Raw genomic sequence first — 23,883 nt, forward strand, 5'->3', positions numbered from 1 at the left:
ATTAAACCTGTCAAAGCCTACATTTCTCCTTCGACGGGCCTCAACCTTCAGGCTATGATGGACAGATTTTGTAAATTCTGAATTTCATCATCAGACATGAGTAACTCAGCCGAAAGGATTTCCCTTGTCTGGGCCCCAAAATGAGGTGGTGGGGAAAGGTGGGGATTTTTTTCTTTTTCGTTATGAAAATGTCCTGCAAAGGTAGCAATCCCACGTACAGCGTGGCCCTCAAGCATCAGAGATTTCACTTCAGGCATTTCCAAAGCTTCATTAACACTTTGCACTATACCCACAGGCACCTTCAGCTTGTTTAGCTCATGGATCAATTCTTTGGATTCGTATGTAGAAATTGCAGCTTGCAAAAGTGCAAAAAGGTCTTGCCTGTTCCTGACTCTCACAGCATTATTTTTATACAATTCATCGGAACATAAATTACTTAACCCCAAGCAATTACAAAGAGAAGAGAATTGCCTGTCAGTACCAACGGCAAGTATTATTTCACGCTGATCCTTTGAAGTAAAAATATCCCCATAAGGGGCAATGTTAGGGTGTGATGACCCCTGCCTTGATGGTACTTTCCCGGCTATCAGCCAGTTCGTACCCTGGTTGACAAGTGAGGCTACCGCTGCCTCTATTAATGACACCGAAACTTCATTCCCCTCCCCGGTTTTCAGTCTGTGGATATACGCCAAAAGCAGAGCTTCCTTAAGATGATGACCGGCAAGAACATCCATTAGTGCCACCGGCATTTTGACAGGCTTACCATCCGGATCTCCATTCATGGACATAAAACCAGCTTCAGCCTGAATGATGGCATCATAGCCTACCTTTGGGTTATCGCTACCATAACCGGTTATTTTCCCGTAGAGTAAGTCTTTCTTTATTTTTCGTAATGACTGATAATCAACCCCCAGTTTTTCTGCATCACCCGGCTTATAACTGGCAATGACAATATCCGCTTTTGATATTAATTTGTATAAAATTTCAAGACCTACCTTTTCTGATATGTCAAGGCCGATAGACTTTTTACCCCAGTTAATACTGGCAAAATAAGCCGACACATCTCCGTCGGCCTCGTCTTTAAGCTTCCACGTTCGCGTAACATCTCCCCGGCTTGCAGGGTTTTCCACTTTGATCACGTCAGCACCAAGCTCTGCAAAAAATTGCCCTACTCCTGGCCCTGCAAGCACCGATGCCAGCTCTATAACCCTCACTCCGCAAAACAATTTTCTACTTTCCATAAAAGCTATATTTGAATTTCAAATGTAATTCAAAAATTTAACCCCGAAGCACCACTGCTACTAAAAGTTCTCCAGAAGTTCATACCAGCCTCTAATGGCAGAAACTTATGTTAACAGTAAAATCTCACATATTTCTTATAAAGAATTAATGGGAGTTGAATTCTTTATAATTAACATCAATTGACTAATTATCAACCCCAAACAATATAGTCTATCCTGCCTCGGCTCACCCGAACTTCAATTATAATCCCAAGAAAATATATATTTCACCCAAAAACTTACATACGGAAAAAGGATGTTTAAACAAGTTAAAACTACAATTTTTCAAAAAATCATCCTATCAAATTAACTGACACTGAAATAACAAGTCAAACTTGCCCATAAAATCATGTGCGTAATTTTATAAGGAAATCTCATAGCTCATAACTTCTTGTATCGCCTAATTTAGCAAAACACAAAACTCAACAATTATGAGAGATAAGAAAAAGCTTAAAATTAATGACTTGAAAGTGAAGAGCTTCGTGACCTCTATGAAAGAGGTACGTGGCGGAGCAGTACCCACCTTTAACGTGGACTGCCCTTATTTCAAAACCCAGCCTAAAACTTGTATTGAATCGGTGAATTGGTGCTGGACTCCATAATTTTTGACAAAAAAAGGCGATAACCCGAAAAGCCTTACATTAAACAGAGTAGGGAAAAACCAAATTAAATGCTAAAACCAATGAAAAACAGTAAAAAACAAAAAGCCACATTGAAAACGTTACAAGTTAAAAGTTTCGTGACTTCGGTTAAAAATCAAAATGTGCTAAGAGGCGGAACCTGCCTTGAGCCTACTTTAGTAGGCCCTGAGTGCGAAGCTTAAATATAATCAGTTTTTCAGTTGCCTTGCATCGCGTATGCAGGGCAACTTTATATTCTTCAAAGTTTTGATGAAAAATCCCGCTTCAAATGTAGTTTTCTAGTCTCCCTGTTCACTCTGTTCTCTATTTTTTGCTGCAAAAAATCAACGGTGCCATGTATCAACTGATGGCAATTACATAACTTACCCTTATATTCCACAATATCGTGTTTGGCCAAATACGCATTATGATCCATTTCATAATCATGATTGGCCTCTATATATCTTGTAACTACATACTTAACCTGATCCTGACGGCAAGAGACTTCAACCATAAATTTCAAAGAGTTTTTTCGAACAGCAAGATCTTCCATAGCTTTCTCATTTATATTATAAAGATAAGGAATGATTATGACGTGTGCGGTCAATGTATAAATCTCTATATCGCCCCTCTTATGTATATAATTCTGCATTTATTCAATCATTATCAATAAAGTGTTATCTTTCTTGCTTCAAGTATAAAAAACCGCTTCATGGAGAAGGATATCAAGAAGATCAAGAACATTTTATCCGTGCTACTGGCGTTTTTATTCGTTTATCTCCTTTCAATACTATCATCTTTACTAATCCCTCTGGCATTGGCACTTTTCATTGCCATATTACTGCAACCGGTTCTATCCTGGTTTGAAAGTAAAAGATGGCCTTTTCCCTTAAGCCTTACGGTGGTTTCAGTTAGCAGTCTGGGAGTTTTATGGCTGCTGGGGATGTTGTTTTACAGAACTGGCGTAAACATAATAAGGCAGAAGGAGTATCTGCTTAACCAGGTAAGTATCAAACTTGATGAGGCACTGGTGTGGATCAATAACCTGCCTGGCATTGAGATTCAATCCAGAGATCTGGTTGACATCATTTCAGGTGTTATGAGCTACGACTGGCTGATAAAATCTTCGGGGCAATTTGCAGGAATTCTTGGCGATTTTACAGGCACATTTTTTATGACAGCCATATACCTAATCGGTTTTCTCGGGGGCATACTTAAGTACGAACAGTATATCCATTACCTCGAAGAAGGCTCTACAGACAATGATAAAAGTATGCTGAAAGGCTTCGAGCAGGTAAAGTCTTCAATAGTCACTTATATGAAAGTTAAGTTTTTCGTCAGTTTTCTCACCGGCTTAGGCTATTTTATCATTTGCTGGGCTTTCGGCATTAAGTTTTCCTTCTTTTGGGGTTTTCTTGCCTTTCTTCTCAACTTTATTCCAACCGTGGGCTCCATTATTGCGACCATCCCTCCATTGTTATTCGGCCTGATCCAATTTTCTTCAATAGGCATGGTTGGCCTTCTCATAATCCTTTTGATGGCTGTTCAAATAATAATGGGTAATGTGGTTGAGCCGAGGATCACTGGCTCAAGCCTTTCACTTAATACTATTGTGGTAATACTCGGTCTGGTTTTTTGGGGGTATCTATGGGGTATTACGGGCATGATCCTTTCGGTACCACTATTGGTACTGACCAAGGTGATACTTTCTCAATTACCGGATGCTCAGCTACTTGTCAGGCTTATGGGCAGCCGCACCGAGCAACCTTCTTCTCCTGTGCCTGCTACTGCAGAAGATCAACAGGAATGAACTAGCCCCTTTAAGGCAAAGTGACCTTAACTTTTGTCCCCTTATTGTAAGCACTTGAAAGTTCTATCCGCCCTTTCAGCTTTTCAACTGCGGCCCTTGCTATATGTAAGCCCAGCCCGTTCCGGTTTGAAACGGCTTCCGCCTTATAAAACATTTCAAAAAGTCTCTCCTGAGCTTCTTCCTTAATACCTCTGCCATTGTCCTGAATAAAAAAATGCAATTCACTGTCCACTTCCTCAATGCCTATTACCACCATATGCTTCTCAGTATTCCTGTCGTAGCGATAGCGGCAGGCATTATCTATTAAGTTGCGTAATATTCTGTTAATAAGGTATTTGCTGTAAAAATGTTTCTTTTTAACCTTTACGTCAACTACGATATTAATCTCACTTACAGGTATAAAACGTGACAGGTCTTCCAGGATACTTCGTACAAGCTCCTCAAAGTTAATCTCCTGCACTGAAAACCGATTGGCATGAATCCATGACAGCTTTCTGAGGTCCACCAAAAGTGAATCGAGCCTGGAGGTGCTTTGAACAATCATATCCAGATAGTTGAGAAGCTTGTCATCATTCACATCTGTTCTGGCCAGGTTAAGTAATCCCTGGATGGTTGTAATCGGAGCCCGGAGGTCATGCGATGACTTGTATAGCAGGGTATCAAGTGTTTGATTTGATTTTTGCAACTCCACTTCTAACAGGCCGATCCGCTGTGTTTGCTCCAGCACATTTGTAATATCCGTTCCTATTAAAATATAGTTCCTGGTTTTTGCAGCGGATGAGTTATAAAGTATGATTTTAGTATCCAGATAAAAGTAATTGCCGTTTCTCTTTCTATTAACAAAAACCTTTCGAAAAATATTTTTGCTTTCATCAAGCTCTTTTACATTCTCCCAATAAGCATTTGAAAAAGTTTCATCTGAATGAATTGTATCTATCGGCTTACCCTCAATTTCAGCCCTCTCGTATCCAGAAACACGCTCAAAAGACGGGTTGACATAGAGTATTTTTCCTCTGTTATTAGCAATGGCTATTGTATCAGAGGTATGTTCAAAAAAGACTTTATTTAATCGCCAACTACTCACAAGTTTTAGTTTATCACTCCTCCATGAGCAAGAATATAAGTATTTACTAAACCATAGATTACAATGTGTAAGTTTTTGGAGCTTTCTTAACAAGTAAGCATCTCTCTATTAAGAACTTCCGTGTTATTTACTCTTTAGATTTTCTAAGTATAAGAAAATAAAAATTCAAATACTTTTGTAACGGATGTACTTTTTAGCTCCTTTTTTCAAAAAAGGCCAAAGGACAGGATCAGAGGGATCCGGCATTTTACAGATTAGGTAATTTTACCTATAAAATTGGTGAATTTTACCTAATATAAAGCTTGTCAAAACGATTTGTCGCGTTTTTCCAATTCATGTTTTTTTTGCTTCTTCAAGCCAACAATAAAGATGAATCGGGTTAAAGATGATGACTAAATCGAAAATGGGAGCAGGAGAACAGGAAAGGCTGATGCTTTCTGATAATTTCCTGATGGAGAAGGTTCGGTATATTCTTAATAGCCCTTCTCAACGTGAAGAGTACCGGGGACTGAACTCCAATGATAGTAAAGTCAATTTCTTCCTCAATCATTTTATTATGAACGATTATGCTATCCGTCAAATGAAGAATCTCTATTTGAGCAGCGAGCATCGTGTCATGGTTTTTCTGGAGATGGTAGAAGAAATAATACATGAAATAGATAAAGATAATTAAAGATTGTCTCGACCGATATTAATCGAATTTGGTTTATAGTTTGTTTGTAAGTTTCCTGATCCTATCTCACTCTCTCAGCAATGGGTAGAGTGGGGTTAGGGTTAGGTAATCTTAAATCACCTGATGTAAAATCCGGCGCCCCTACCACATCTTACAGGCTTATACTCGCAACTATAATTAATCCCTTAATGAGGAAATAAGGAATCAAGCCTAATCTCCGGGAACATTAGCTTTTCGACTTCAGTGTTTGGCAGACAGCTGTCTACAGCAAGTTGGCAAACAAGGGTAACACAGAGATGAACGCTGTTTTGATTTTCAATGGTCAGCCTCACTTGTAAGTTTCATTTTCCGATCTGCTTGCTCCACAAACTTTCAGTATCCACAATTTAATTAACAGCACCAATTCCCTGTTTACACTTACTTTGCCTGGACTCCACGACCTGAACTTTTCGAACTTCGCATTGCTTACGATAATAGAAGCAACGGTTTTTAAACCTAAACGTATAACTTTGCAAGATGAAAAGAGTAGTAGTAGGTATGTCGGGCGGTGTGGATAGCAGTGTTGCCGCTTACTTGTTAAAAGAGCAAGGTTATGACGTCATAGGAATGTTCATGAAAAACTGGCATGATGACAGTGTAACCATAAGTAAGGAGTGTCCATGGCTTGAGGATAGTAATGATGCGATGATCGTTGCCCAAAAATTAGGTATTCCTTTTCAGGCCATCGATCTTAGCGAGGAGTACAAAAAGCGTATCGTTGATTACATGTTTGACGAATACCAGAAAGGAAGAACACCCAATCCGGATGTGCTCTGCAACAGAGAGATCAAATTTGACATATTCTTAAAGGCTGCAATGCGTTTAAAAGCAGATTATATTGCCACCGGACATTATTGTAGAAAAGGAGTGACCGAGGATGGTGGAAAAACAATTTATCAACTGCTTGCAGGCAAGGATCCTAATAAAGACCAAAGCTACTTTCTTTGCCAGCTCACTCAGGATCAGTTATCCAAAGCACTGTTTCCCATAGGTGAGCTTCAAAAGTCGGAGGTAAGAAGGATAGCCAAAGAGCAAGACCTCATCACCGCGGACAAAAAAGACAGCCAGGGGTTATGTTTTATAGGCAAAGTTCGACTTCCTGAGTTTCTTCAGCAGAAGTTAGAGCCCAAAAAAGGTGTAGTGGTAGAGGTTCCGGCAGAGGCCAGTACTTTTAAAAACAGTGCAACTCAAATGGAACTTAACGGAACATCGCCTGAGATCCTCCAAAAGATGAGTGCTACCTATCAGTATCAGCTCAATGATGGCAAAATAGTGGGTGAGCATAACGGAGCACATTACTATACGATAGGCCAGCGCAAAGGTCTGAATATAGGAGGCACACCGAAGCCGCTGTTTATTATTGAGACGGATACCAACGAGAATATTATCTACACAGGGCAGGGAGAGGATCATCCGGGACTTTACAGAAAAGGTTTACTAATAAAACCCGGAGACATTCATTGGATACGGGAGGACCTGGCAATGTGTACTGGCGACTCGCAAACCACCTACAAGGTACGCATAAGATATCGTCAGGACCTTGAAACGGCAGCGTTGTTTATGAGAGAAGAAGGCTTGTATATTATATTTGACAAGCTTCAAAAAGCCATAGCATCAGGACAATTTGCTGCCTGGTACCATGAAGATGAACTTATAGGTTCAGGCGTAATTAGTTAGTGCTTTGTCCAGCAAGAAAATACGTATTGGGGACGCTATAATCCTGCGTCCCTCTTCTTTTCCTCTTCCAAACCCGACACGCCTCCTGACACCACAAATTTCATGGCATTGGTGCCGTTCATATGTAATGGTCGAACATGACTCTTCTTAACAAGAAAGTGGTTTCCTGAAAAGTTATAGGAATGGGGCAGATAAACCGACATATATCCGGGAAGATCAATCTCCGCCAGGTCATCACGGGTTATAAACCCTACTTTAAGTACCGACCCGTCTTCTGTCATAGATACCGTGACCGGCACATTAAACTTTTTTTGCTCGCCCACAAAAGCTCCGATCAAGTCCTTGATAGAGGTGTAAATAATATTAACCAGGGGTATTTTCACCAGGTACCTCTCCAATTGATCAAAGAAAGGCCTCGTAATAAAGAAAGAAGCGAGATATCCCAAAAAAGTTATGTTAACAATAATTATTATTAAACCTAAACCAGGTATATTAACAGGTATAAGCCCATCCAGCCACTCAAGCGTTTCATAGATGATGTAAATAGTAAGTGCCAAAGGCACTACAAACAACAAGCCTCTAAAGAAATAGCTAATGAATCGATGAAAGGTAAACTTGCTCATAGTTCAGTGTTGTTAGTATATAAAAAAAGGGTTCCCAACCAGTAGAAACCCTTTTAACTATAATTGTTATCTTTTTGTTCTTAAAGAGCGATACCAATAAAAGATTTGAATGCAATCCCCATTAATCCCGTGATTAACATGGTGATACCCAAACCCTTCAATCCGGCAGGCACATTAGAATACTTCAGTTTTTCTCTTATAGCAGCAAGTGCCACGATAGCCAACATCCAGCCTATACCAGAGCCAAAGCCAAATACTGTAGCTTCAGAAAGCAGATAATCTCTTTGGATCATGAATAATGAGGATCCCAGAATAGCACAGTTAACAGCGATCAAAGGCAGAAATATACCTAATGAACCATAAAGAGAGGGTGAGAATTTCTCAATGATCATCTCTACCAGCTGAACCATAGCAGCTATAATGGCAATAAACATGATAAATTGCAGAAATTCCAGATTAACTTCTGTAAAACCAGCTCCAAGCCATGAGAGGGCACCTTCCTTTAATATGTACTCCTGTAGCAACCAGTTAACCGGCACGGTAATAGTTAATACAAATATAACTGCAGCTCCGAGGCCCACTGCCGTAGACACCTTTTTAGAAACTGCAAGGAAAGAACACATACCTAAGAAATAGGCAAAGATCATGTTCTCGATAAAGATGGATTTTATTCCTAAGCTTACTAATTCCATTTCTAAATACTTTTTAGTGTTCTACGTAACCTGTCTTAGATCTTTGTACCCAGATCAAAATACCTAATACCATAAATGCTCCAATGGAGTCAACCATTAATCCATTCGTAGCAAAATTGCTAATGCCTACTGCCTCGAAGATTTTAAAGTCAAATATAGATCCCGACCCGAACAGTTCTCTAAAGAAAGCCACTGTCAAAATGATCCATGCATAGCCGAAACCACTGCCTAATCCATCAAGTATGGAATCATAGGGCTTATTCCCCATGGCAAATGCCTCCAGTCTACCCATCACAATACAGTTAGTAATAATCAGACCTACGAAAGCTCCCAGGATCTTATACATTTCATAATTGTATGCTTTCAGCACCTCACTTACCAGTGTTACTAATGTCGCAATTACGGCCAGCTGCACAATGATCCTTACCCTGTTGGGAATGAGGTTTCTTAAAAGTGAAATAATAAGGTTGGAGAAAACCACCACAAAGACCACAGCTATAGCCATGATCAGGGTAGGTTCCATCTTTACGGTAACCGCCAGTGCAGAACAGATTCCAAGTACCTGTACGGTAATAGGGTTATCCTCATTAAGCGGATCAGATATTAATCTTTTTCTTCTTTTGGAAAGTAGGCCCTCAGCAGGTTTCTGAACGACTTCTTCCTTCTTTTGCTCTAAAGTTTCAGTACTCATAATATTATAGTATCTGTTTCTAAATGTCTCTTACTACAACTTTAAAGTGCAGCAACTGAGCCAGATTTTACTTTCTTAAAATAAGATTGATAATAATTAAGGTAATTTTTCAACATCACATTAACTCCTTTTCCTGTCAATGTAGCTCCCGACATTCCATCTACGTGATGTGAATCTAACCCGGCATTTCCTTCCCCCTTAACCATAGTAACAGAAACCAGATTACCTTGTTCATCATAGATCTCTTTGCCAACGTACCTGTTTTGTATTTCAGGCGTCCCTATTCTGGCGCCCAAGCCAGGTGTTTCCTGCTTATGATCATAGGACACACCAACAATAGTACTCAGCTCCTGGTTCAATGCCACATAGCCCCATATCTTGTCCCAAAGTCCTGATCCGTAGAGCGGAAGGATATATGAATCCACCTTTTCGGGATTTTCAGCATTCATATATTTAAAAACAGGATAAAGTCTGTTTTCGGGCTTCTTCTTATAGTTTTTCAATATACTGATCTCCTCTGCAACGATAGGCTCTCCCTTTTCATTTTTCTCTACAATCTCACCGTTGATGTTAACAACTAAAGAAGCTATCCTCTTATCGTACATTTCAAGTACTTCATTAGGCTTCATTTTCTTTAATTCCTCTCTGTCCATCACAGAAGACAGAATAGAACTCTTGGTATCCAGCTCAATTGACTTCTTTTGTGCTGGTGCCAGACCTTGTGAAGCCAAAGACAGCAATCCTCCAACTATGATAGTCATAATTGCTGTAAATAATATAATGTATCCGTTAGACTGTCGCACGTTGTAACCTCCTTTTCTTATTAGCTATTACTACATAGTGATCAATAAGTGGTGCAAATACGTTCATAAATAGTATTGCAAGCATGATTCCTTCAGGGTATGCCGGGTTAAAGACCCTGATAACAACTGTCAGCATCCCAATCATTAAACCATATATCCATTTTCCGGTTTCTGTCTGTGAGGCCGTAACAGGATCTGTTGCCATATAAACTGTACCAAATGCCAATCCACCAATGACAAGGTGGTAATGCGCAGGCATCGCCATAAACTCATTTACAGCCAGTCCGTTCAGCAATAGTCCCATTCCAAAAGCTCCCGCTATAACACTAATCATAACTTTCCAGCTTCCTACCCCGGTAAATATGAGAATAAGTGCTCCGATTAAACACATAAGTGTTGAGGTCTCCCCTATTGAACCCGGCATGAAGCCAAAGAACATATTTGAGAACTCATAAATTCCATCAGCCCACCCACTGCCATATGCACTTAAAGATGCGACTACGCTTTTGCCATTCTCTACTGTTTCAGCACCAATAGATAATGGAGTTGCTCCTGTAAAACCTTCAATAGCTTTATTTGCACCACCAATGTAAGTCCATACATCGCCAGATATCTGACTAGGGTATGCAAAATATAAAAATGCTCTGGCTGTAAGCGCAACGTTAAGTATATTCATACCTGTTCCTCCGAAAGCTTCCTTGGCAATGACTACCGCAAATATTGTAGCCAATGCTACCTGCCATAGCGGAATATCCGGGGGCATAACTAATGGAATCAGCATACCAGTGACCAGAAAGCCCTCATTGATGGGGTGCTGTCTGATTACAGAAAATGTAAATTCAGTACCCAAACCAGCCGCATAAGAAACAACCAGGATCGGGATAACCTGTATCAGTCCTACTAAAACGATGTCTCCAAAACCCGCCTCAGGTTGACCGATGGCTAGAAAATGTTGATATCCCACATTGTATATACCGAACAGCAAGCAGGGGATCATTGCTATGATTACTGTCATCATCAAACGCTTCATATCCATCGCATCCCTAATCTGCACTCCTTTTGAATTGGTAGTGTGGTTAGGAGCAAACAGCAATGTATCATGAGCCTCATATATATAGTAAAACTTTTCCCACTTTCCGCCTTTCTCGAAGTGAGGTTTTACTTTATCAAGTGCTTCTCTTAAAAACTTCATTTTATCGCTCTTATATCTTTATGGATTAACTATACCGTATTAAGTCCAGGCCTTCACGAACTATATCTTGTATATCATGCTTGGATACATCTATAAATTCACATAGTGCAAGATCCTCCTCGATAATCTCATATATTCCCAGAGATTCCATATCATCAAAATCTTCAGCCAGAATAGCTTTCAGAAGATATGTGGGTAATATATCCATAGGAGTTACTTTTTCAAATATTCCTGTTTGTACGAAAGCACGTGGTTCACCTTTAACATTGGTATCGAGTGCATATTCTTTATTAGGGAACAGGAACGAGAAAAGGCCAAACGCTCTCTGAAAACTCAGTTTTTGAGTAGTCGGCTTGATCCATCCGAAAAGCTCATATTTATCACCCTCAGGCAGTACTGTAAGCAGGTTATCAAAAAAGCCCAAATGGCCATCAGCTGCAACCCTTCTACCTGTCAGCGCATTGCCTGAAACAAATCTTACGTGGTCATTTTTGAGATTACCTTCTACAAATCTCTTAATAGATGCTCCGGTATATGTTTTGTAATACTGCGGGCTCTTCACTTCTGAACCGGCTACGGCAATTATTCTTGAAGCATCGTATTTGCCTTCAAGAAAGAGCTTACCGATCTGAATTACCCCAAAAGGATTGATCGTCCAAACAACATCACCTTTATTAATAGGATCAAGGTGATGGATTTGAACACCAACGTTACCTGCAGGATGCGGACCTGAAAATTTATTCAGTTCCACATTCTTTATATGTGCAAACATTGGTGATACTTCCGCATCAGCATTGACATTAACATGCACTGCACCTGGCGTCAGCTTTTTCAAGATATCAATACCTGCCTGAAAATACTGTTCCTGACCTTTAAAGATCAGATCATAATCAGGAGCCAAAGGATGAGTATCGAAAGCAGAAATGAAAATAGATTTTGGCGTTTCGGAAGGATCCGCAATAACACCGTATGGTCTTTGAACAAGGTTGGGCCAAACACCGCCACCAAGCATCTGGTCGACTATGTTTTCCCTGGATAAACCATTGATATCTGATACGGTATGTTTCTCGAATGCTTCGTATTCGATGGTTTTATCGGCCAAAATGACAACCTCAAGAAGTTTTCTTTTTTCACCTCTTCTGATCTCCACGATCTCACCGCTAACCGGCGCAACATGTAGAACTTTGTCATTTTTTTTATCAAAAAGTATAGGTGTACCTGCTTTTACAGTGTCCCCTTCCTTTACTTTTAGTTTCGGCCTTAAAATACCGTGAAAACTTGAAGGCTTGTACGCGAAAGTTTCTGGTTGTTCAACTTCTACGATCTTCTTCTCAGCCTTGCCCGCCAGGTTGATATCAAACCCTTTTTTTAGCTTGATGAATTTAGACATGCTTTACTTTAAGATTCAAATCTTATCATTAAAATCGAGGCAAAATTAACAATTTTTCCTACAATTAAAATCTCAGACTATAATTTAAAACAAATAATTATTAAGGCGGTTATTCAGCATCCACTGATTCCCTTTTATCATTCAATATTTTGCTTAAAGCCTGATTTATAACTTCATCTACCTGCTCTTCAAGGGTAAGGAATGTTGTATCCAATACAAGTGCATCGTCGGCCTTCCGCAATGGGCTTTCCTCCCGTGTGCTATCAATATGATCACGCTTTTTCAGATTCTCAATTATTTTGCTCAAATCCACAAGTTGGCCATTTTCTAACAGCTCTTCTTGTCGTCTTCCTGCCCGCACATAGATGTCCGCTTCCATAAACACTTTGAGCTCAGCATCAGGAAAAACCACAGTACCTATATCTCTGCCATCCATAACCACGCCCTTCTTCTTTCCCAGTTTTCTCTGTTGTGCTACCATAGCCTTTCTTACCTCTACCAAACAGCTTACCTGACTTACATTCTCCGAAACATACATTTTCCTGATCTCGCTTTCCACATTAAGTCCGTTAAGAAATGTCTCCGCTAGTCCCGTTTTCTCATTTTTATGAAAGGTAATATCAATATTCTCAAGAGCCTTCACCACGTCTTTTTTATTGGTAAGGCTCACATGGTTTTGGTGAAAGTAAAGGGTAATAGCACGATACATGGCTCCGGTATCAATATAAGTGTACCCTAAAACAGCGGCCACGGCTTTGGCTGTTGTGCTTTTCCCACAGGCAGAGTAACCGTCAATAGCTATAACAATTTTCTTCATGTTCTATTAGCAATCCTTCATCGGGCATGGTATCGGCTTACCCGGTTTAATTTTGCCGTTCCGCTTTTTTGATGATGCACACCCCGCCACCAGAATCACACTTACCAACAATATCAATAACTTTCGTAACAACATTTTCACAATTAATTTATCACAAAGATAAACCTTTAACGCTGAGATTGAAGGAAGAATAACATAAAGTAAGCCCCATCGTCAAATAATTTATGCTCGCATATAAATGGTTGGTTTTAGAATAACAGATCAACTATTTGTATCATTTGATATCCTGCTGGTATGACATTTGAAAACCGATCTTGTACCCACCTCCCAGTGCCTGGGATTTTTCATTCTTCTGACTCAGGGTAATAGTTCTTATTGCTGGAAAAGGTGAGGTGATCAGATCAGAATCAATAGCCTGTGAAATAACCATCTGGATAAAAACACTAATATCGGTAGGGGTAACAGGTTGAGAGGAAACATCCTCAAACATATAGTTCAGCTGACCATCACCTTCGATCAGAAAATGCTTCTCACTGTTAATAAATAACCTTGAAATAAGATAGCCAGGATCATTTATCCTGTTGTACTTCAGGGAGTCTGCCATAAAATTGTAGACATTGATCTGTCCCAGGTATTTTCGCATAGGGTTGTCCATTACGTACTTACTTTTGTTCAGGCTATGCTTCTTATCGAGCGTAATGATATTACTGTGCATAAAGAAAATAAGCAAATCACCGGCTACTTTCAGGTGGAATTCATTATCGCTGATACTGGTGACCTCAAAGGTGACATCCTTATCCCGTTTCTTAATTTTCTTATCGACTTCCCTGATCACATTATCCGCCTCTGTCATCAGTGCCCTAAATACATCTTGCAGATTCCTGTAAGTCTCTTGTTTGACGCAGGCCTTGGTTTCCAACAGCTCTGCAATATGCTCCATAGGGTTCTGGTGATGCTTCATATACATTGTATTTATAAACTAACTTTTAATTTATACGTAATTAACAATAAATAAACAAAATGGTATAATGAAAGATCAAAATCAGGGCAAAGCCGAGCACTTATTTCAGGATATCGGCAAGAAAATAGACGAGCTCATAGAAGACCTGAAAGTGGCAAAGGACCAGGCAAAGGTTGATTATGCGGATAGAATAGAAGAGCTAAAACGAAATGCAGAAACCTTAAAAGGGGAATTTAAAAATTTTAAAGAAACTCACAAAGACCGTTGGGAGGAAGCAGAAACCAACCTGGAAAAGGCTGGTCAGGAATTAAAAAATGCTTTTGAGGCTATTTTCAAAAAGACAGGGAAGAAAGCCTGACAGCTCTCTTCCCTTATCAGGGCACACTTAATTCACAGGTTGAAATTATATAGCCGCTTCAACAGCTACTTCGGCTGTTTTTACAGTTTTAATAATCCTGGCGGCAATTTTGTATGGATCTCCATTAGAAGCCGGGCGTCTGTCTTCAAGCCAACCTTTCCATCCGTTCTCAACAGTTCCGATGGGTATTCTGATTGAGGCACCACGATCAGAAACTCCATAGCTGAATTTATCGATAGACTGGGTTTCATGTGCACCAGTAAGGCGTTGGTCGTTATCTGCGCCATATACCTCTATATGTTCTTTTACCCTGGGACCAAATGATTCGCAAACCATATCATAAACATCTTTAGAACCAGCTGTGCGCAGGATACTGTTGGAGAAGTTGGCATGCATACCTGAACCATTCCAGTCTCCTTTCAACGGCTTTGGATGCCAGTTGATTGACAAACCGTATTTCTCAGCTGTTCTTTCCAACAGGTATCTGGCGATCCAGATTTGATCACCGGCTGCGGCAGCACCTTTGGCAAATACCTGGAATTCCCACTGACCGGTAGCCACTTCAGCGTTAATACCTTCTACATTAATACCTGCCTCCAGACACAGATCAAGGTGCTCTTCAACTATTTCTCTTCCATACGCATTATTAGAACCTACGGAACAGTAGTAAGGGCCCTGCGGACGTGGATACCCACCGGTAGGAAAACCTAAAGGCAAGTTAGTATCGGGATTCCACAGGAAATACTCCTGCTCAAATCCGAACCAGAAATCGTTGTCATCGTCATCGATAAGTGCGCGTCCATTACTAATATGGGGAGTTTTATCAGGGTTAAGCACTTCTGTCATTACCAGATAGGCATTCTTTCTTCCCGGATCCGGGAAAATGGCAACCGGCTTGAGCAAACAGTCTGATGAATTTCCTTCTGCCTGCTGGGTTGAACTACCATCGAATGACCACATAGGGCATGATTCAAGGGTCCCATCAAAATCAGAGACTATTTTTGTCTTACTTCTTAAACACTGGGTTGGCTTATAACCATCCAGCCATACATACTCGAGTTTAGTTTTTGCCATAGTTTTAAAACATTTACAATTATTACCAATTAGTTATATTATACAATTCATCTTCAACCATCCCCTCTCTTATTTTCTGTCCTGAGTCATTTATATAAGCTTGTAATTGAGTTTCTATCTTTTTAAAAAGTGAAACTCTGTGTTTAAAATTCTCATCGGTCACCTGCTCGGCCTTGTCATCAGATACCAGTTTTCCATACCTGTCTCTAACAAAGGCTCTGAACCATGGGTCATAAATGATCAGCCTGAATTTTTCATCTTTTACATCCACACGTATTTGGAAAGTGGCCTCACCGACAGGCTTTTTGACCTCCCCAAGTATGCGACTGTAGATACGGAGTTTGGCGTTCGAAATGAGAAGGGTAATAGAATCCACATCCTTAGAGCTCCCCTGCTCATCAAAATATTCTACAACCCCTTGGTAAATAGCTTCACGCCCATGACCAATGCAGGGTACTATCTTCTCATAAAACGCTGGAAACTCCGGTTTTACCGGAGTGCCCAACATTTCAACAGACAGCAATAAATTGTTAAGTATCAATATGTGAATCAGTACGCTCATCAGCTATTTTAAAAGGTATAAACTGCTGCCAGAAGAAATGATGCCAGGCTTCCGTTCGGCTCAAGGTCCCTATCTAAGAAAGAATCTTCAGAGGACGTGTCGAACCGCAATTCCGGGATAATGGTCAGGTTACCGACCCTGGCATTGGCCGAAAGTGTGATGTCAAGCACACTACCATCTCCATCAGGATCAAGAGTGATCACTTCAAGTCCATTATTATATACTTTAAAATATTCTACTCTTGTGCCTATTGCGAAAGTCTCAGACGTCTTTAATTGCAAGTAGGCGGCGGCTCCGTAAAAGCCCGCACCGTCGCCATCCGCATCGACCACATCACTCCCATTGTAGAGTTCACCTACACTGGTGGTATTGTATGTAGCATTAAAGCCAAGAAAGAAAGCGTCCGATACTTCTACTCCGGTAGTGATGTCAGCCTGGAAGGTACTGCCTGCTGAATAATCATCGGCAGACGCCTCATCTTCATCCAGTTTACCATCCTGATCACCATAGAGAAAATTAATATAAGTACTTCCGAATAAGCCGACCTGAAGACCTGCAGTATATGTACCAACAGGGTTAAATTCAGTAAGGTCCGTTGGATTCATAACAGAGGCCATTAGCGAAAAATCATCTGACACTTGCAGATCCGCTTTTAAGCCGGTGTGTGAAAACGGACCATAGGAGAACATATATGAAGTAGAGTAATTGAAGTTGGCAGCGGGCGATATTACTTCGTAACCCAAAAATGTATTGAAATTACCTAAGGTGAGTGTCAACGCCTCATTTACGTTCCAGTAGGCATAGAGTTGGTTGATGATTTGCGAACTCCCTCTCTCAGAATTATAGTATGGTGATGCAAAAACAGCATCTTCACCTCTGGGACCAAATGCAAGGTCAGCCACAAAGCCACCTTTTTCAGCCTGATAAGAACCAATAAAATTTACCATTCCAAGACTGAATCCGGGTAAATTACCAAATGATGTACCTGGTGCCTGGTAATTCTCTCCGCTATTTTTAGCGTTGAGGTTAGCCCTATAGTAAACATCAATGGAACCTGACAGAGAGAACTCTCCGCTCTTCTCCTCTTCGTCCTGAGCAAATACCGGTAAAACAGTGAAATAAAGTAACATAGTAAATAGCGTAAATGACTTTTTCATCTTACTTTTGGGTTAAGTTAATAATTGCGTTAACTGATAGAAGCCCGTTAATTCTGGGAGAAAGGTGAGATTTTCTTTCAGAAGGGCTTCTTATTTTTTATAGCCTATTCGTCATATACAATGGTATAACCTCGTATACCATGTTCGTGACTATCAAGCCCTTCTATTTCATGTTGTTCGGAAACCCGTATACCAAAAAGTTTCTTCAGCACGAAAAAGATGATAAAAGCAGAGGCAAAAGCTGTAGCACCACACACCGCTACTCCATAGAGCTGAGGCAGGAAGGGCATAGGAGTACCCTCAGCCGTTACTCCAAAAATACCTACAGCCAGTGTTCCCCATACACCACATACAAGGTGAACGGATACTGCCCCTACGCAGTCATCAAGCTTTAGTTTATCGAGAGTAATAGCTGAAAGTACTACCAGTATTCCTGCCACAAAACCTACTACCAGCGCCCAACCCGGACTGATCACATCCGCACCAGCAGTTATTCCTACCAAACCTGCAAGCAGGCCGTTAAGAACCATACCAAAATCCAGTCTTTTGAAAACGAAATACCCGGCCAGGAGACCTCCCAGTGCGCCGGTACATGCGCCCAAACTGGTTGTAACCAATACAAAAGACACTTTACCCGGATCGGCCGACAGCACTGAGCCCCCATTGAAACCGAACCAGCCCAGCCATAAAAGAAAAACACCTATGGTGGCCAGAGGCACACTTGATCCTGGTTTATCAATTACTTTTCCATCAACATATTTTCCTATGCGAGGCCCCAATAACATAATACCAGCCAAAGCTCCCCATCCTCCAACTGAATGAACCAGGGTAGAACCGGCAAAATCATAGAAACCAGCTGCATGAAGTGCACCACCACCCCATTTCCAGCTTCCGATGATCGGGTACACAATACCTACAAACAATAATGTAAAGGTGATGTAGGAAGATATTTTTATACGTTCAGCCACTGCCCCCGAAACGATGGTTGCTGCAGTTGCTGCAAACATAGCCTGAAACAAAAAATCTGTCCAGTAGGTATAACCCCCACTTGCATAATCAGAAGTGTTACCATTCGAAGGCAGGTCAAGAAAGAAGCCTCCAAAAGAGAACCACCCGGGGGTTTCAAAACCGGGGTACATCAGGTTGAACCCTATAATGTAGTAAGTAAGAATACCAATAACAGGAGTAAGCGTGTTTTTAAAAAGGATATTAACCGTGTTTTTAGACTGGCTAAAGCCAGCTTCGACACCGGCAAAGCCCAGGTGCATAATAAATACCAGGGCAGTAGCCATCATCATCCAAATATTGTTGGCCGTAAAAAGGCCTTCTGCGACAAGACTAAGATCAATACTGTCGGCACTGGCAGTGGCTTCCAGGGCACTTTCCCTGACAGCCAAAGGTAATTCGCTCAAAAAGAACTTCTCCATAATAACAGGTTTGTATTTAATGATTTGCAATCAAAAGTTTGAATCGTAAAGCCAAATGAAAAACAAAATATCGAGATTATGAAGTTAGATAGCTTATTTTTTACCCATTAAATGTAAAATTTAGCATGTATATTCAATATACAGGGTATTTTTTAACCCACCTGCAAACGTTATTGTTAATAAATATTTAAACATAGGGTCATTTTAAATCAAAAATTTAAAAAACATTATAATTATGACTGAAAATTTTACCAACTCTGGAAATTTTCAGACACCTCTTAAGCTATACAGAAAAAAGCCTATAAATAATTTATAAAATTAAATTCCAGAAAGAGGTAAAATAAAAAGGCCACCGTTATGGCAGCCTCTTTTTTGCATTCTAAAAAATTTACTATCAAAAGGTAAACCCGAGCTTGGCAAAATAGAATGCTCCATTAAAGCCCATTTGTACGGGGTCCCACAATCCTCCTGTTTCTGTTTCGGTATCCTGCCTGGTCGGGAGCTCATCCAGTATATTAGAGCCTCCTACGATCAGCCTGATATTATCGGTAAACTTATAACCCAAAGCAAGATCCGTAGATATCTTCGCCTCATACACATCCTTGGTGCCCAGCCAGTCGATGAGAATCACTTCATCAAAACGCACCAGCCGGAGGTTAATATTGAATTTATCTATTGTATAATCCAATGTAAGGTTGATCTTACTATCCGGCGCAGAAGCTAATAAAAAATATTGCTCTCTTTCCCCAAAGTAAATGTCCTCTTTCCCGGCCAGCTTCTGATTTGTTTTTATATCTTCAATAGACATATCATTAAAATTTGCAGCCATGGTAGCTTTCAGATCACCCCGCCCCATCCTGGTCGAATACTGAACAATAATATCAACACCAGTCGTCCTGGTATCCACCGCATTGGTAAAAAACTGAGCTGCTCCCACATTGAGAGCTTGCAGTTCCGATCCTATTTCCGGGTCTGTATCTTCAAATGCTCCCGTTAAAACTATCCTGTCTTGTATATCCACAAAATACCCATCTACCGTAAGTGTCAATCTGGAGACAGGCTCTGCAGTAAATCCCGCACTAAAATTCAATGCCCTCTCCTGTTTCAATGGTGGTATACCTAGCGCTCGTGTGATAGGGCTGTTATTCTGGGCTATGATCTTATCTACAGCAACACCGGAAACAAAATCGGTAAATACAGAGTTAAAATAGATCTGAGCTAGTGACGGCGCCCTAAAACCTGTACTCACCGACCCTCTTATGGCAAACCTGTCTGAGAGAGCAAACCTGGAAGCCAGCTTCCCGTTAATCGTAGTTCCGAAATCACTGTACCGCTCTCCACGTACAGCAGTTGCGAGCATAAATCTGCTGGTGAAATCCACTTCAAAATCAATATACCCGGCAATATTTGTCCTGAATTCGTCAACCTCATTATCAGGCCTGAATCCGGGAAAACCCTGCGATCCACCGGGCCTCTGAAGCGCATCCCATGGCACTACCATATTATTGATTACCGTATCAATTATGCCATAATTTTTCCAAGATGCCTCTTCTCCGGCAAAAATCTGATAATTCTCTACTCTATACTCTGCCCCAAAGGCAATATTGGATCCTGCCAGCATATACTCATTATATTTCGAAAAGTGAAGACCAGTGGTATTTTGGGCCAGTTTAAACCCACCTGCATCAAAATAAGTGGGTGATTTCTCCAACAATGAGGCATTGAGTGTACCATCTACATAATAGTGAAATATGTTTTGCCCGTAAGTATTATTAAAGTCGATCTTCCATCCATTGGCATCCGTCTTTATTCCTGCAGAAACTGACTTATCGCTAATATTAGACAAAATATGAGGGTCGAAACCATTAGGGTAAATGGCCTGAACATTTCGATCTTCATCGGCACCACGGGTCCAGGCATAGGCATCCGTGTCTCTGAAGTTATATCCCCCAAATGCATAAAATTTAGTTTCTCCTTTTAGCGGCATCTCTGCATTGAAATACGCACCAAAATTATCTGATTCAGCATCGCCAAATTTACGGCGGTAGACATCATACACCACAGGGTCAGCAGGACGGTTTGTTCTCCCTTTATGCAGGTAATCCAGCGTTACATTTACAAAACCTCCGTTACCCGTTTCGAATCCGTAATTGCCATTTACCTGCACCATTTCTCCGTCGCCCTCTTTTCGCACCCCTGAGTTAACCCAGCCAGTGAACTTCCCCACACTGGATTTAAGTACAATATTGAGCACGCCGGCAATGGCATCTGAGCCATACTGTGCACTGGCTCCGTCTCGCAATATTTCAATTCTGTCAATGGCAGAAACGGGTATAGCATTCAGGTCAGTTCCCGTATTGCCTCTGCCTCGTGTACCGAAAATATTGATGAGTGATGACTGGTGTCGTCTTTTACCATTAACAAGAACCAAAGTCTGATCCGGTCCTAATCCCCTAATGGTTGCCGGATCGATGTGATCACTACCATCCGCTCCCGACTGTCGATTGGCATTATATGATGGCGCCACATACTGAAGCATTTGATTTACATCAAGCTGCCCTGAGGTAGTTGCCACCTCCGACAAGGGAATGATATCAACAGGCACTGGGGTTTCAGTGGCTGACCTGTTTAGGCTTCTTGAGCCTACAATCTCAATTTCCATAAGTTGTGTCAGATTCGGTAGCATTACGACATCAACTATAGATTTACCGTCAATAAAAACCTCCTCAGTATCAAATCCTATAAAGCTGAATTGCAGTACTGCCTGATCAGAGCCGGCCTGAAGTGCGTATTTACCATTCAGATCAGTAATGGTTCCGTTTCCGGTTCCTTTCTCCACTATATTCACCCCAACTAAAGGCTCTCCTTCAATATCCTTTACTATGCCACTAACTGAAAACTGTGCACAGGACATACCGATTATCCCAAAAGATAACAGGATAACCATAATACATTTGTGTAGTTGTGTTGTCATACTTATTTGATTTAGGATTTACTGACTCGGAAAACTATTACAATATAGCAATAGAATGAAACAAATAAGACATTGACCCAACACTACAATTGCATTGAGTCAGGAACAAAACATCAAGAATTTCACGATCAGAATGATATGAATTTACAATGCATGCCGCTCCTCCCAAATAGCAAATGGATGTTTTACATAAACGGAAGGCTGATAAAAAAGAAAAGCCGTTACAACATAGTCGCAACGGCTTTCCTATTATCAAATAACTATTTTTATCCTATAGCTACTCTTTTGAATTCTGCTACTGTTAAACCTTTTGATATGCTATCAAGATAGCCTGCTACTGTTACAGAGCTATCCTTAACGAACTGCTGGTTTAACAAAGTATTATCCTTGTAGAATCTCTGAAGCTTACCCTCAGCTATTTTTTCTACAATGTTTGCAGGCTTCCCTTCAGCCAAAGCCTGTTCCTTACCTATCTCCAATTCCTTCTCAACTATTGTAGCATCAACGTCATCCTTATCTACAGCTACAGGATTCATGGCAGCAATCTGCATACCTACATCCTTACCTGCTTCCTGTACATCAGCACCGTTAACACCTTTAAGAGATACCAATACTCCTAATTTGCTACCAGCATGAATGTATGGCACTACAGCCTCACCATTTACTCTCACGTATTCACTGATCTCGATCTTCTCACCAATCTTACCTACAAGTTCAGTGATTTTTTCCTCTACCGTAAGATTTCCAAGTTTCTCTTGCTTAAGAGCATCGATATTGGCCGGTTGCTTCTCAAAAGCAACATCAAGAATAGCATTTCCAAGGTTCTGAAACTCTTCGTTCTTTCCAACGAAGTCAGTCTCACAATTCAAAGCAATAAGGATACCTTCTGTACCATCACCGTTTGTTCTTACGAAAACAGATCCTTCTGTAGTATCTCTGTCAGCTCTTGAAGCTGATACTTTCTGCCCTTTCTTTCTTAGAAGGTCTATTGCCTTGTCAAAATCGCCATCAGCTTCGGTAAGTGCCTTCTTGCAATCCATCATTCCGGCACCAGTCATTTGCCTAAGCTTATTTACGTCTTTTGCTGTAATAGCCATAGTTACTTATATTTTAATATTCTTAATTTGATTTGTCTTTAATAAAAAATTGAACATCAGTTTGTGGCCAATGTTCAATCTTTTTGAATTATCTATCGGTATAATTTATTTTGTTTATTCTACAGATTCCTTGTCTGCTGCTTTTTTAGCCTCTTCTTCTTTCTGTAGGTTTGCCTCTTCTTTATCCTTCTTTCTTTCCATCAAACCTTCTTCGATGGTTTTACCCACTTGCTTTGTGATAAGCGAAATAGATTTGAACGCATCGTCGTTTGCCGGAATGGGGAAGTCTACCCCTGTAGGGTCAGAGTTAGTATCCACCATAGCAAATACAGGGATATTTAACTTTTGAGCTTCTTTTACAGCAATATGCTCTCTTTTAACATCGATCACGAAAAGTGCAGCTGGTAGCCTGTTAAGATCAGCGATACCACCAAGTACTCTCTCGAGTTTTTCCTTTTCACGGGTGATAGTTAATCTTTCTCTTTTTGCAAGGTTAAGGTAAGCCTCATCTTTCATCAGCTTATCAATTGAAGACATTTTCTTCAATGATTTTCTGATAGTAGCAAAGTTGGTAAGCATACCACCCAACCATCTGTCAGTTACATAGGGCATGTTTAATCTCTTAGCTTCTTCAGTCACAACATCCTGTGCCTGTTTTTTAGTAGCTACGAACAAAACCTTTCTTCCTGATCTTACGATGTTCTTAAGTGCATATGATGCTTTGTCGAGGCACTCAAGGGTCTTATTTAAATCAATAATGTGGATACCATTTTTCTCCATAAAAATGTATGGAGCCATTTTGGGATCCCACTTTCTCGTTAAGTGTCCGAAGTGAACACCAGCATCAAGTAAGTCTTTATATTCTAATTTATCAGCCATTAA

At 40.5% G+C, this 23,883-nt stretch carries 24 protein-coding genes; 6 read left to right on the forward strand and 18 right to left on the reverse strand.

From position 1 onward, the window contains the following. Window positions 1-47: 47 nt before the first annotated feature. Window positions 48-1,241 (reverse strand): CaiB/BaiF CoA transferase family protein, encoded by a 1,194-nt coding sequence (locus LVD17_RS02305; protein WP_233764506.1) that lies wholly within the window; start codon window positions 1,239-1,241, stop codon window positions 48-50. A 470-nt stretch (window positions 1,242-1,711) separates the two neighbouring features. On the opposite strand from LVD17_RS02305, the gene LVD17_RS02310 reads away from it, so the two are divergent. Together LVD17_RS02310 and LVD17_RS02315 are read left to right on the forward strand one after the other, a co-directional pair. Beyond that, window positions 1,712-1,882, forward strand: a complete 171-nt coding sequence (locus tag LVD17_RS02310; RefSeq protein WP_233764507.1) for a pinensin family lanthipeptide — start codon at window positions 1,712-1,714, stop codon at window positions 1,880-1,882. Window positions 1,883-1,962: 80 nt separating this feature from the next. Further along, complete coding sequence (locus LVD17_RS02315; protein ID WP_233764508.1) at window positions 1,963-2,103, forward strand: pinensin family lanthipeptide; 141 nt, start codon at window positions 1,963-1,965, stop codon at window positions 2,101-2,103. Window positions 2,104-2,159: 56 nt separating this feature from the next. Here the strand turns inward: LVD17_RS02315 and LVD17_RS02320 are convergent, their stop codons facing one another. After that, on the reverse strand, window positions 2,160-2,552 hold the full coding sequence (locus LVD17_RS02320; protein WP_233764509.1) for a hypothetical protein: 393 nt from the start codon (window positions 2,550-2,552) through the stop codon (window positions 2,160-2,162). Between the two features lie 60 nt (window positions 2,553-2,612). Here LVD17_RS02320 and LVD17_RS02325 point away from each other — a divergent pair, with 60 nt between their 5' ends. Then, a complete protein-coding gene (locus LVD17_RS02325) occupies window positions 2,613-3,710 on the forward strand; it encodes an AI-2E family transporter (RefSeq protein ID WP_233764510.1) in 1,098 nt (365 codons plus the stop codon). Between the two features lie 10 nt (window positions 3,711-3,720). On the opposite strand, the gene LVD17_RS02330 is transcribed toward LVD17_RS02325, so the two are convergent. Then, complete coding sequence (locus LVD17_RS02330; RefSeq protein ID WP_233764512.1) at window positions 3,721-4,794, reverse strand: PAS domain-containing sensor histidine kinase; 1,074 nt, start codon at window positions 4,792-4,794, stop codon at window positions 3,721-3,723. 385 nt (window positions 4,795-5,179) lie between these two features. Between LVD17_RS02330 and LVD17_RS02335 the strand changes: the two genes are divergently transcribed. Next, the gene (locus LVD17_RS02335) at window positions 5,180-5,467 is read left to right on the forward strand and encodes a hypothetical protein (RefSeq protein ID WP_233764513.1); all 288 of its coding nucleotides are present in this window, start codon (window positions 5,180-5,182) and stop codon (window positions 5,465-5,467) included. Between the two features lie 516 nt (window positions 5,468-5,983). Continuing rightward, entirely contained in the window at window positions 5,984-7,183 is a 1,200-nt protein-coding gene (mnmA, locus tag LVD17_RS02340; RefSeq protein ID WP_233764514.1) for a tRNA 2-thiouridine(34) synthase MnmA, read from the forward strand. Window positions 7,184-7,218: 35 nt separating this feature from the next. Here the strand turns inward: mnmA and LVD17_RS02345 are convergent, their stop codons facing one another. From LVD17_RS02345 to LVD17_RS02380, 8 genes are all read right to left on the reverse strand, one after another. Continuing rightward, window positions 7,219-7,806 carry a DUF502 domain-containing protein gene (locus LVD17_RS02345; RefSeq protein WP_233764515.1) on the reverse strand — a complete coding sequence of 196 codons (588 nt, stop codon included), beginning with the start codon at window positions 7,804-7,806 and terminating at the stop codon, window positions 7,219-7,221. 80 nt (window positions 7,807-7,886) lie between these two features. Beyond that, window positions 7,887-8,498 (reverse strand): NADH:ubiquinone reductase (Na(+)-transporting) subunit E, encoded by a 612-nt coding sequence (nqrE, locus tag LVD17_RS02350; RefSeq protein ID WP_233764516.1) that lies wholly within the window; start codon window positions 8,496-8,498, stop codon window positions 7,887-7,889. Window positions 8,499-8,511: 13 nt separating this feature from the next. Next, window positions 8,512-9,189, reverse strand: coding sequence for an NADH:ubiquinone reductase (Na(+)-transporting) subunit D (locus LVD17_RS02355; protein WP_233764517.1), 678 nt, complete (start codon window positions 9,187-9,189; stop codon window positions 8,512-8,514). A gap of 41 nt (window positions 9,190-9,230) precedes the next feature. Next, window positions 9,231-9,950: an NADH:ubiquinone reductase (Na(+)-transporting) subunit C gene (gene nqrC, locus LVD17_RS02360; RefSeq protein WP_233764518.1), complete on the reverse strand. Its 720-nt coding sequence runs from the start codon at window positions 9,948-9,950 to the stop codon at window positions 9,231-9,233. A gap of 28 nt (window positions 9,951-9,978) precedes the next feature. Beyond that, entirely contained in the window at window positions 9,979-11,184 is a 1,206-nt protein-coding gene (locus LVD17_RS02365; protein ID WP_233764519.1) for an NADH:ubiquinone reductase (Na(+)-transporting) subunit B, read from the reverse strand. A 25-nt stretch (window positions 11,185-11,209) separates the two neighbouring features. Beyond that, the gene (locus LVD17_RS02370) at window positions 11,210-12,574 is read right to left on the reverse strand and encodes a Na(+)-translocating NADH-quinone reductase subunit A (protein ID WP_233764520.1); all 1,365 of its coding nucleotides are present in this window, start codon (window positions 12,572-12,574) and stop codon (window positions 11,210-11,212) included. Between the two features lie 109 nt (window positions 12,575-12,683). Next, complete coding sequence (cmk, locus tag LVD17_RS02375; protein WP_233764521.1) at window positions 12,684-13,391, reverse strand: (d)CMP kinase; 708 nt, start codon at window positions 13,389-13,391, stop codon at window positions 12,684-12,686. A 274-nt stretch (window positions 13,392-13,665) separates the two neighbouring features. Next, the gene (locus LVD17_RS02380) at window positions 13,666-14,352 is read right to left on the reverse strand and encodes a hypothetical protein (RefSeq protein ID WP_233764522.1); all 687 of its coding nucleotides are present in this window, start codon (window positions 14,350-14,352) and stop codon (window positions 13,666-13,668) included. 67 nt (window positions 14,353-14,419) lie between these two features. On the opposite strand from LVD17_RS02380, the gene LVD17_RS02385 reads away from it, so the two are divergent. Beyond that, a complete protein-coding gene (locus tag LVD17_RS02385; RefSeq protein ID WP_233764523.1) occupies window positions 14,420-14,710 on the forward strand; it encodes a sll1863 family stress response protein in 291 nt (96 codons plus the stop codon). Window positions 14,711-14,755: 45 nt separating this feature from the next. On the opposite strand, the gene LVD17_RS02390 is transcribed toward LVD17_RS02385, so the two are convergent. The 7 genes from LVD17_RS02390 to rpsB all read right to left on the reverse strand — a co-directional run bounded on the left by LVD17_RS02390 (window position 14,756) and on the right by rpsB (window position 23,880). Then, window positions 14,756-15,784 (reverse strand): glutamine synthetase beta-grasp domain-containing protein, encoded by a 1,029-nt coding sequence (locus LVD17_RS02390; protein ID WP_233764525.1) that lies wholly within the window; start codon window positions 15,782-15,784, stop codon window positions 14,756-14,758. A gap of 22 nt (window positions 15,785-15,806) precedes the next feature. Further along, window positions 15,807-16,346 (reverse strand): hypothetical protein, encoded by a 540-nt coding sequence (locus tag LVD17_RS02395; RefSeq protein WP_233764527.1) that lies wholly within the window; start codon window positions 16,344-16,346, stop codon window positions 15,807-15,809. 8 nt (window positions 16,347-16,354) lie between these two features. After that, entirely contained in the window at window positions 16,355-17,503 is a 1,149-nt protein-coding gene (locus LVD17_RS02400) for a porin (protein ID WP_233764529.1), read from the reverse strand. 104 nt (window positions 17,504-17,607) lie between these two features. Further along, the gene (locus LVD17_RS02405) at window positions 17,608-18,930 is read right to left on the reverse strand and encodes an ammonium transporter (RefSeq protein WP_233764531.1); all 1,323 of its coding nucleotides are present in this window, start codon (window positions 18,928-18,930) and stop codon (window positions 17,608-17,610) included. A 394-nt stretch (window positions 18,931-19,324) separates the two neighbouring features. Next, window positions 19,325-21,904, reverse strand: coding sequence for a TonB-dependent receptor (locus LVD17_RS02410; RefSeq protein ID WP_233764532.1), 2,580 nt, complete (start codon window positions 21,902-21,904; stop codon window positions 19,325-19,327). Between the two features lie 266 nt (window positions 21,905-22,170). Further along, window positions 22,171-23,001: a translation elongation factor Ts gene (gene tsf, locus LVD17_RS02415; protein ID WP_233764533.1), complete on the reverse strand. Its 831-nt coding sequence runs from the start codon at window positions 22,999-23,001 to the stop codon at window positions 22,171-22,173. A gap of 114 nt (window positions 23,002-23,115) precedes the next feature. Further along, the gene (gene rpsB, locus LVD17_RS02420) at window positions 23,116-23,880 is read right to left on the reverse strand and encodes a 30S ribosomal protein S2 (protein ID WP_233764535.1); all 765 of its coding nucleotides are present in this window, start codon (window positions 23,878-23,880) and stop codon (window positions 23,116-23,118) included. Between the last annotated feature and the right edge of the window lie 3 nt (window positions 23,881-23,883).

The sequence above is a fragment of the Fulvivirga ulvae genome (genome assembly GCF_021389975.1).
Classification (GTDB): Bacteria; Bacteroidota; Bacteroidia; order Cytophagales; family Cyclobacteriaceae; genus Fulvivirga; species Fulvivirga ulvae.

Excerpts from the sequence above, each read along its gene's own strand:
- LVD17_RS02395 (WP_233764527.1), bottom strand. The coding sequence starts at position 16,346 with ATGAGCGTACTGATTCACATATTGATACTTAACAATTTATTGCTGTCT.
- LVD17_RS02315 (WP_233764508.1), top strand. The coding sequence starts at position 1,963 with ATGAAAAACAGTAAAAAACAAAAAGCCACATTGAAAACGTTACAAGTT.
- rpsB (WP_233764535.1), bottom strand. The coding sequence starts at position 23,880 with ATGGCTGATAAATTAGAATATAAAGACTTACTTGATGCTGGTGTTCAC.
- cmk (WP_233764521.1), bottom strand. The coding sequence starts at position 13,391 with ATGAAGAAAATTGTTATAGCTATTGACGGTTACTCTGCCTGTGGGAAA.
- LVD17_RS02310 (WP_233764507.1), top strand. The coding sequence starts at position 1,712 with ATGAGAGATAAGAAAAAGCTTAAAATTAATGACTTGAAAGTGAAGAGC.
- LVD17_RS02390 (WP_233764525.1), bottom strand. The coding sequence starts at position 15,784 with ATGGCAAAAACTAAACTCGAGTATGTATGGCTGGATGGTTATAAGCCA.
- LVD17_RS02365 (WP_233764519.1), bottom strand. The coding sequence starts at position 11,184 with ATGAAGTTTTTAAGAGAAGCACTTGATAAAGTAAAACCTCACTTCGAG.
- LVD17_RS02400 (WP_233764529.1), bottom strand. The coding sequence starts at position 17,503 with ATGAAAAAGTCATTTACGCTATTTACTATGTTACTTTATTTCACTGTT.
- LVD17_RS02320 (WP_233764509.1), bottom strand. The coding sequence starts at position 2,552 with ATGCAGAATTATATACATAAGAGGGGCGATATAGAGATTTATACATTG.
- nqrC (WP_233764518.1), bottom strand. The coding sequence starts at position 9,950 with ATGACTATCATAGTTGGAGGATTGCTGTCTTTGGCTTCACAAGGTCTG.
- LVD17_RS02325 (WP_233764510.1), top strand. The coding sequence starts at position 2,613 with ATGGAGAAGGATATCAAGAAGATCAAGAACATTTTATCCGTGCTACTG.
- LVD17_RS02355 (WP_233764517.1), bottom strand. The coding sequence starts at position 9,189 with ATGAGTACTGAAACTTTAGAGCAAAAGAAGGAAGAAGTCGTTCAGAAA.
- nqrE (WP_233764516.1), bottom strand. The coding sequence starts at position 8,498 with ATGGAATTAGTAAGCTTAGGAATAAAATCCATCTTTATCGAGAACATG.
- LVD17_RS02405 (WP_233764531.1), bottom strand. The coding sequence starts at position 18,930 with ATGGAGAAGTTCTTTTTGAGCGAATTACCTTTGGCTGTCAGGGAAAGT.
- LVD17_RS02370 (WP_233764520.1), bottom strand. The coding sequence starts at position 12,574 with ATGTCTAAATTCATCAAGCTAAAAAAAGGGTTTGATATCAACCTGGCG.
- LVD17_RS02345 (WP_233764515.1), bottom strand. The coding sequence starts at position 7,806 with ATGAGCAAGTTTACCTTTCATCGATTCATTAGCTATTTCTTTAGAGGC.
- LVD17_RS02385 (WP_233764523.1), top strand. The coding sequence starts at position 14,420 with ATGAAAGATCAAAATCAGGGCAAAGCCGAGCACTTATTTCAGGATATC.
- LVD17_RS02305 (WP_233764506.1), bottom strand. The coding sequence starts at position 1,241 with ATGGAAAGTAGAAAATTGTTTTGCGGAGTGAGGGTTATAGAGCTGGCA.
- tsf (WP_233764533.1), bottom strand. The coding sequence starts at position 23,001 with ATGGCTATTACAGCAAAAGACGTAAATAAGCTTAGGCAAATGACTGGT.
- LVD17_RS02410 (WP_233764532.1), bottom strand. The coding sequence starts at position 21,904 with ATGACAACACAACTACACAAATGTATTATGGTTATCCTGTTATCTTTT.
- LVD17_RS02335 (WP_233764513.1), top strand. The coding sequence starts at position 5,180 with ATGATGACTAAATCGAAAATGGGAGCAGGAGAACAGGAAAGGCTGATG.
- LVD17_RS02380 (WP_233764522.1), bottom strand. The coding sequence starts at position 14,352 with ATGAAGCATCACCAGAACCCTATGGAGCATATTGCAGAGCTGTTGGAA.
- mnmA (WP_233764514.1), top strand. The coding sequence starts at position 5,984 with ATGAAAAGAGTAGTAGTAGGTATGTCGGGCGGTGTGGATAGCAGTGTT.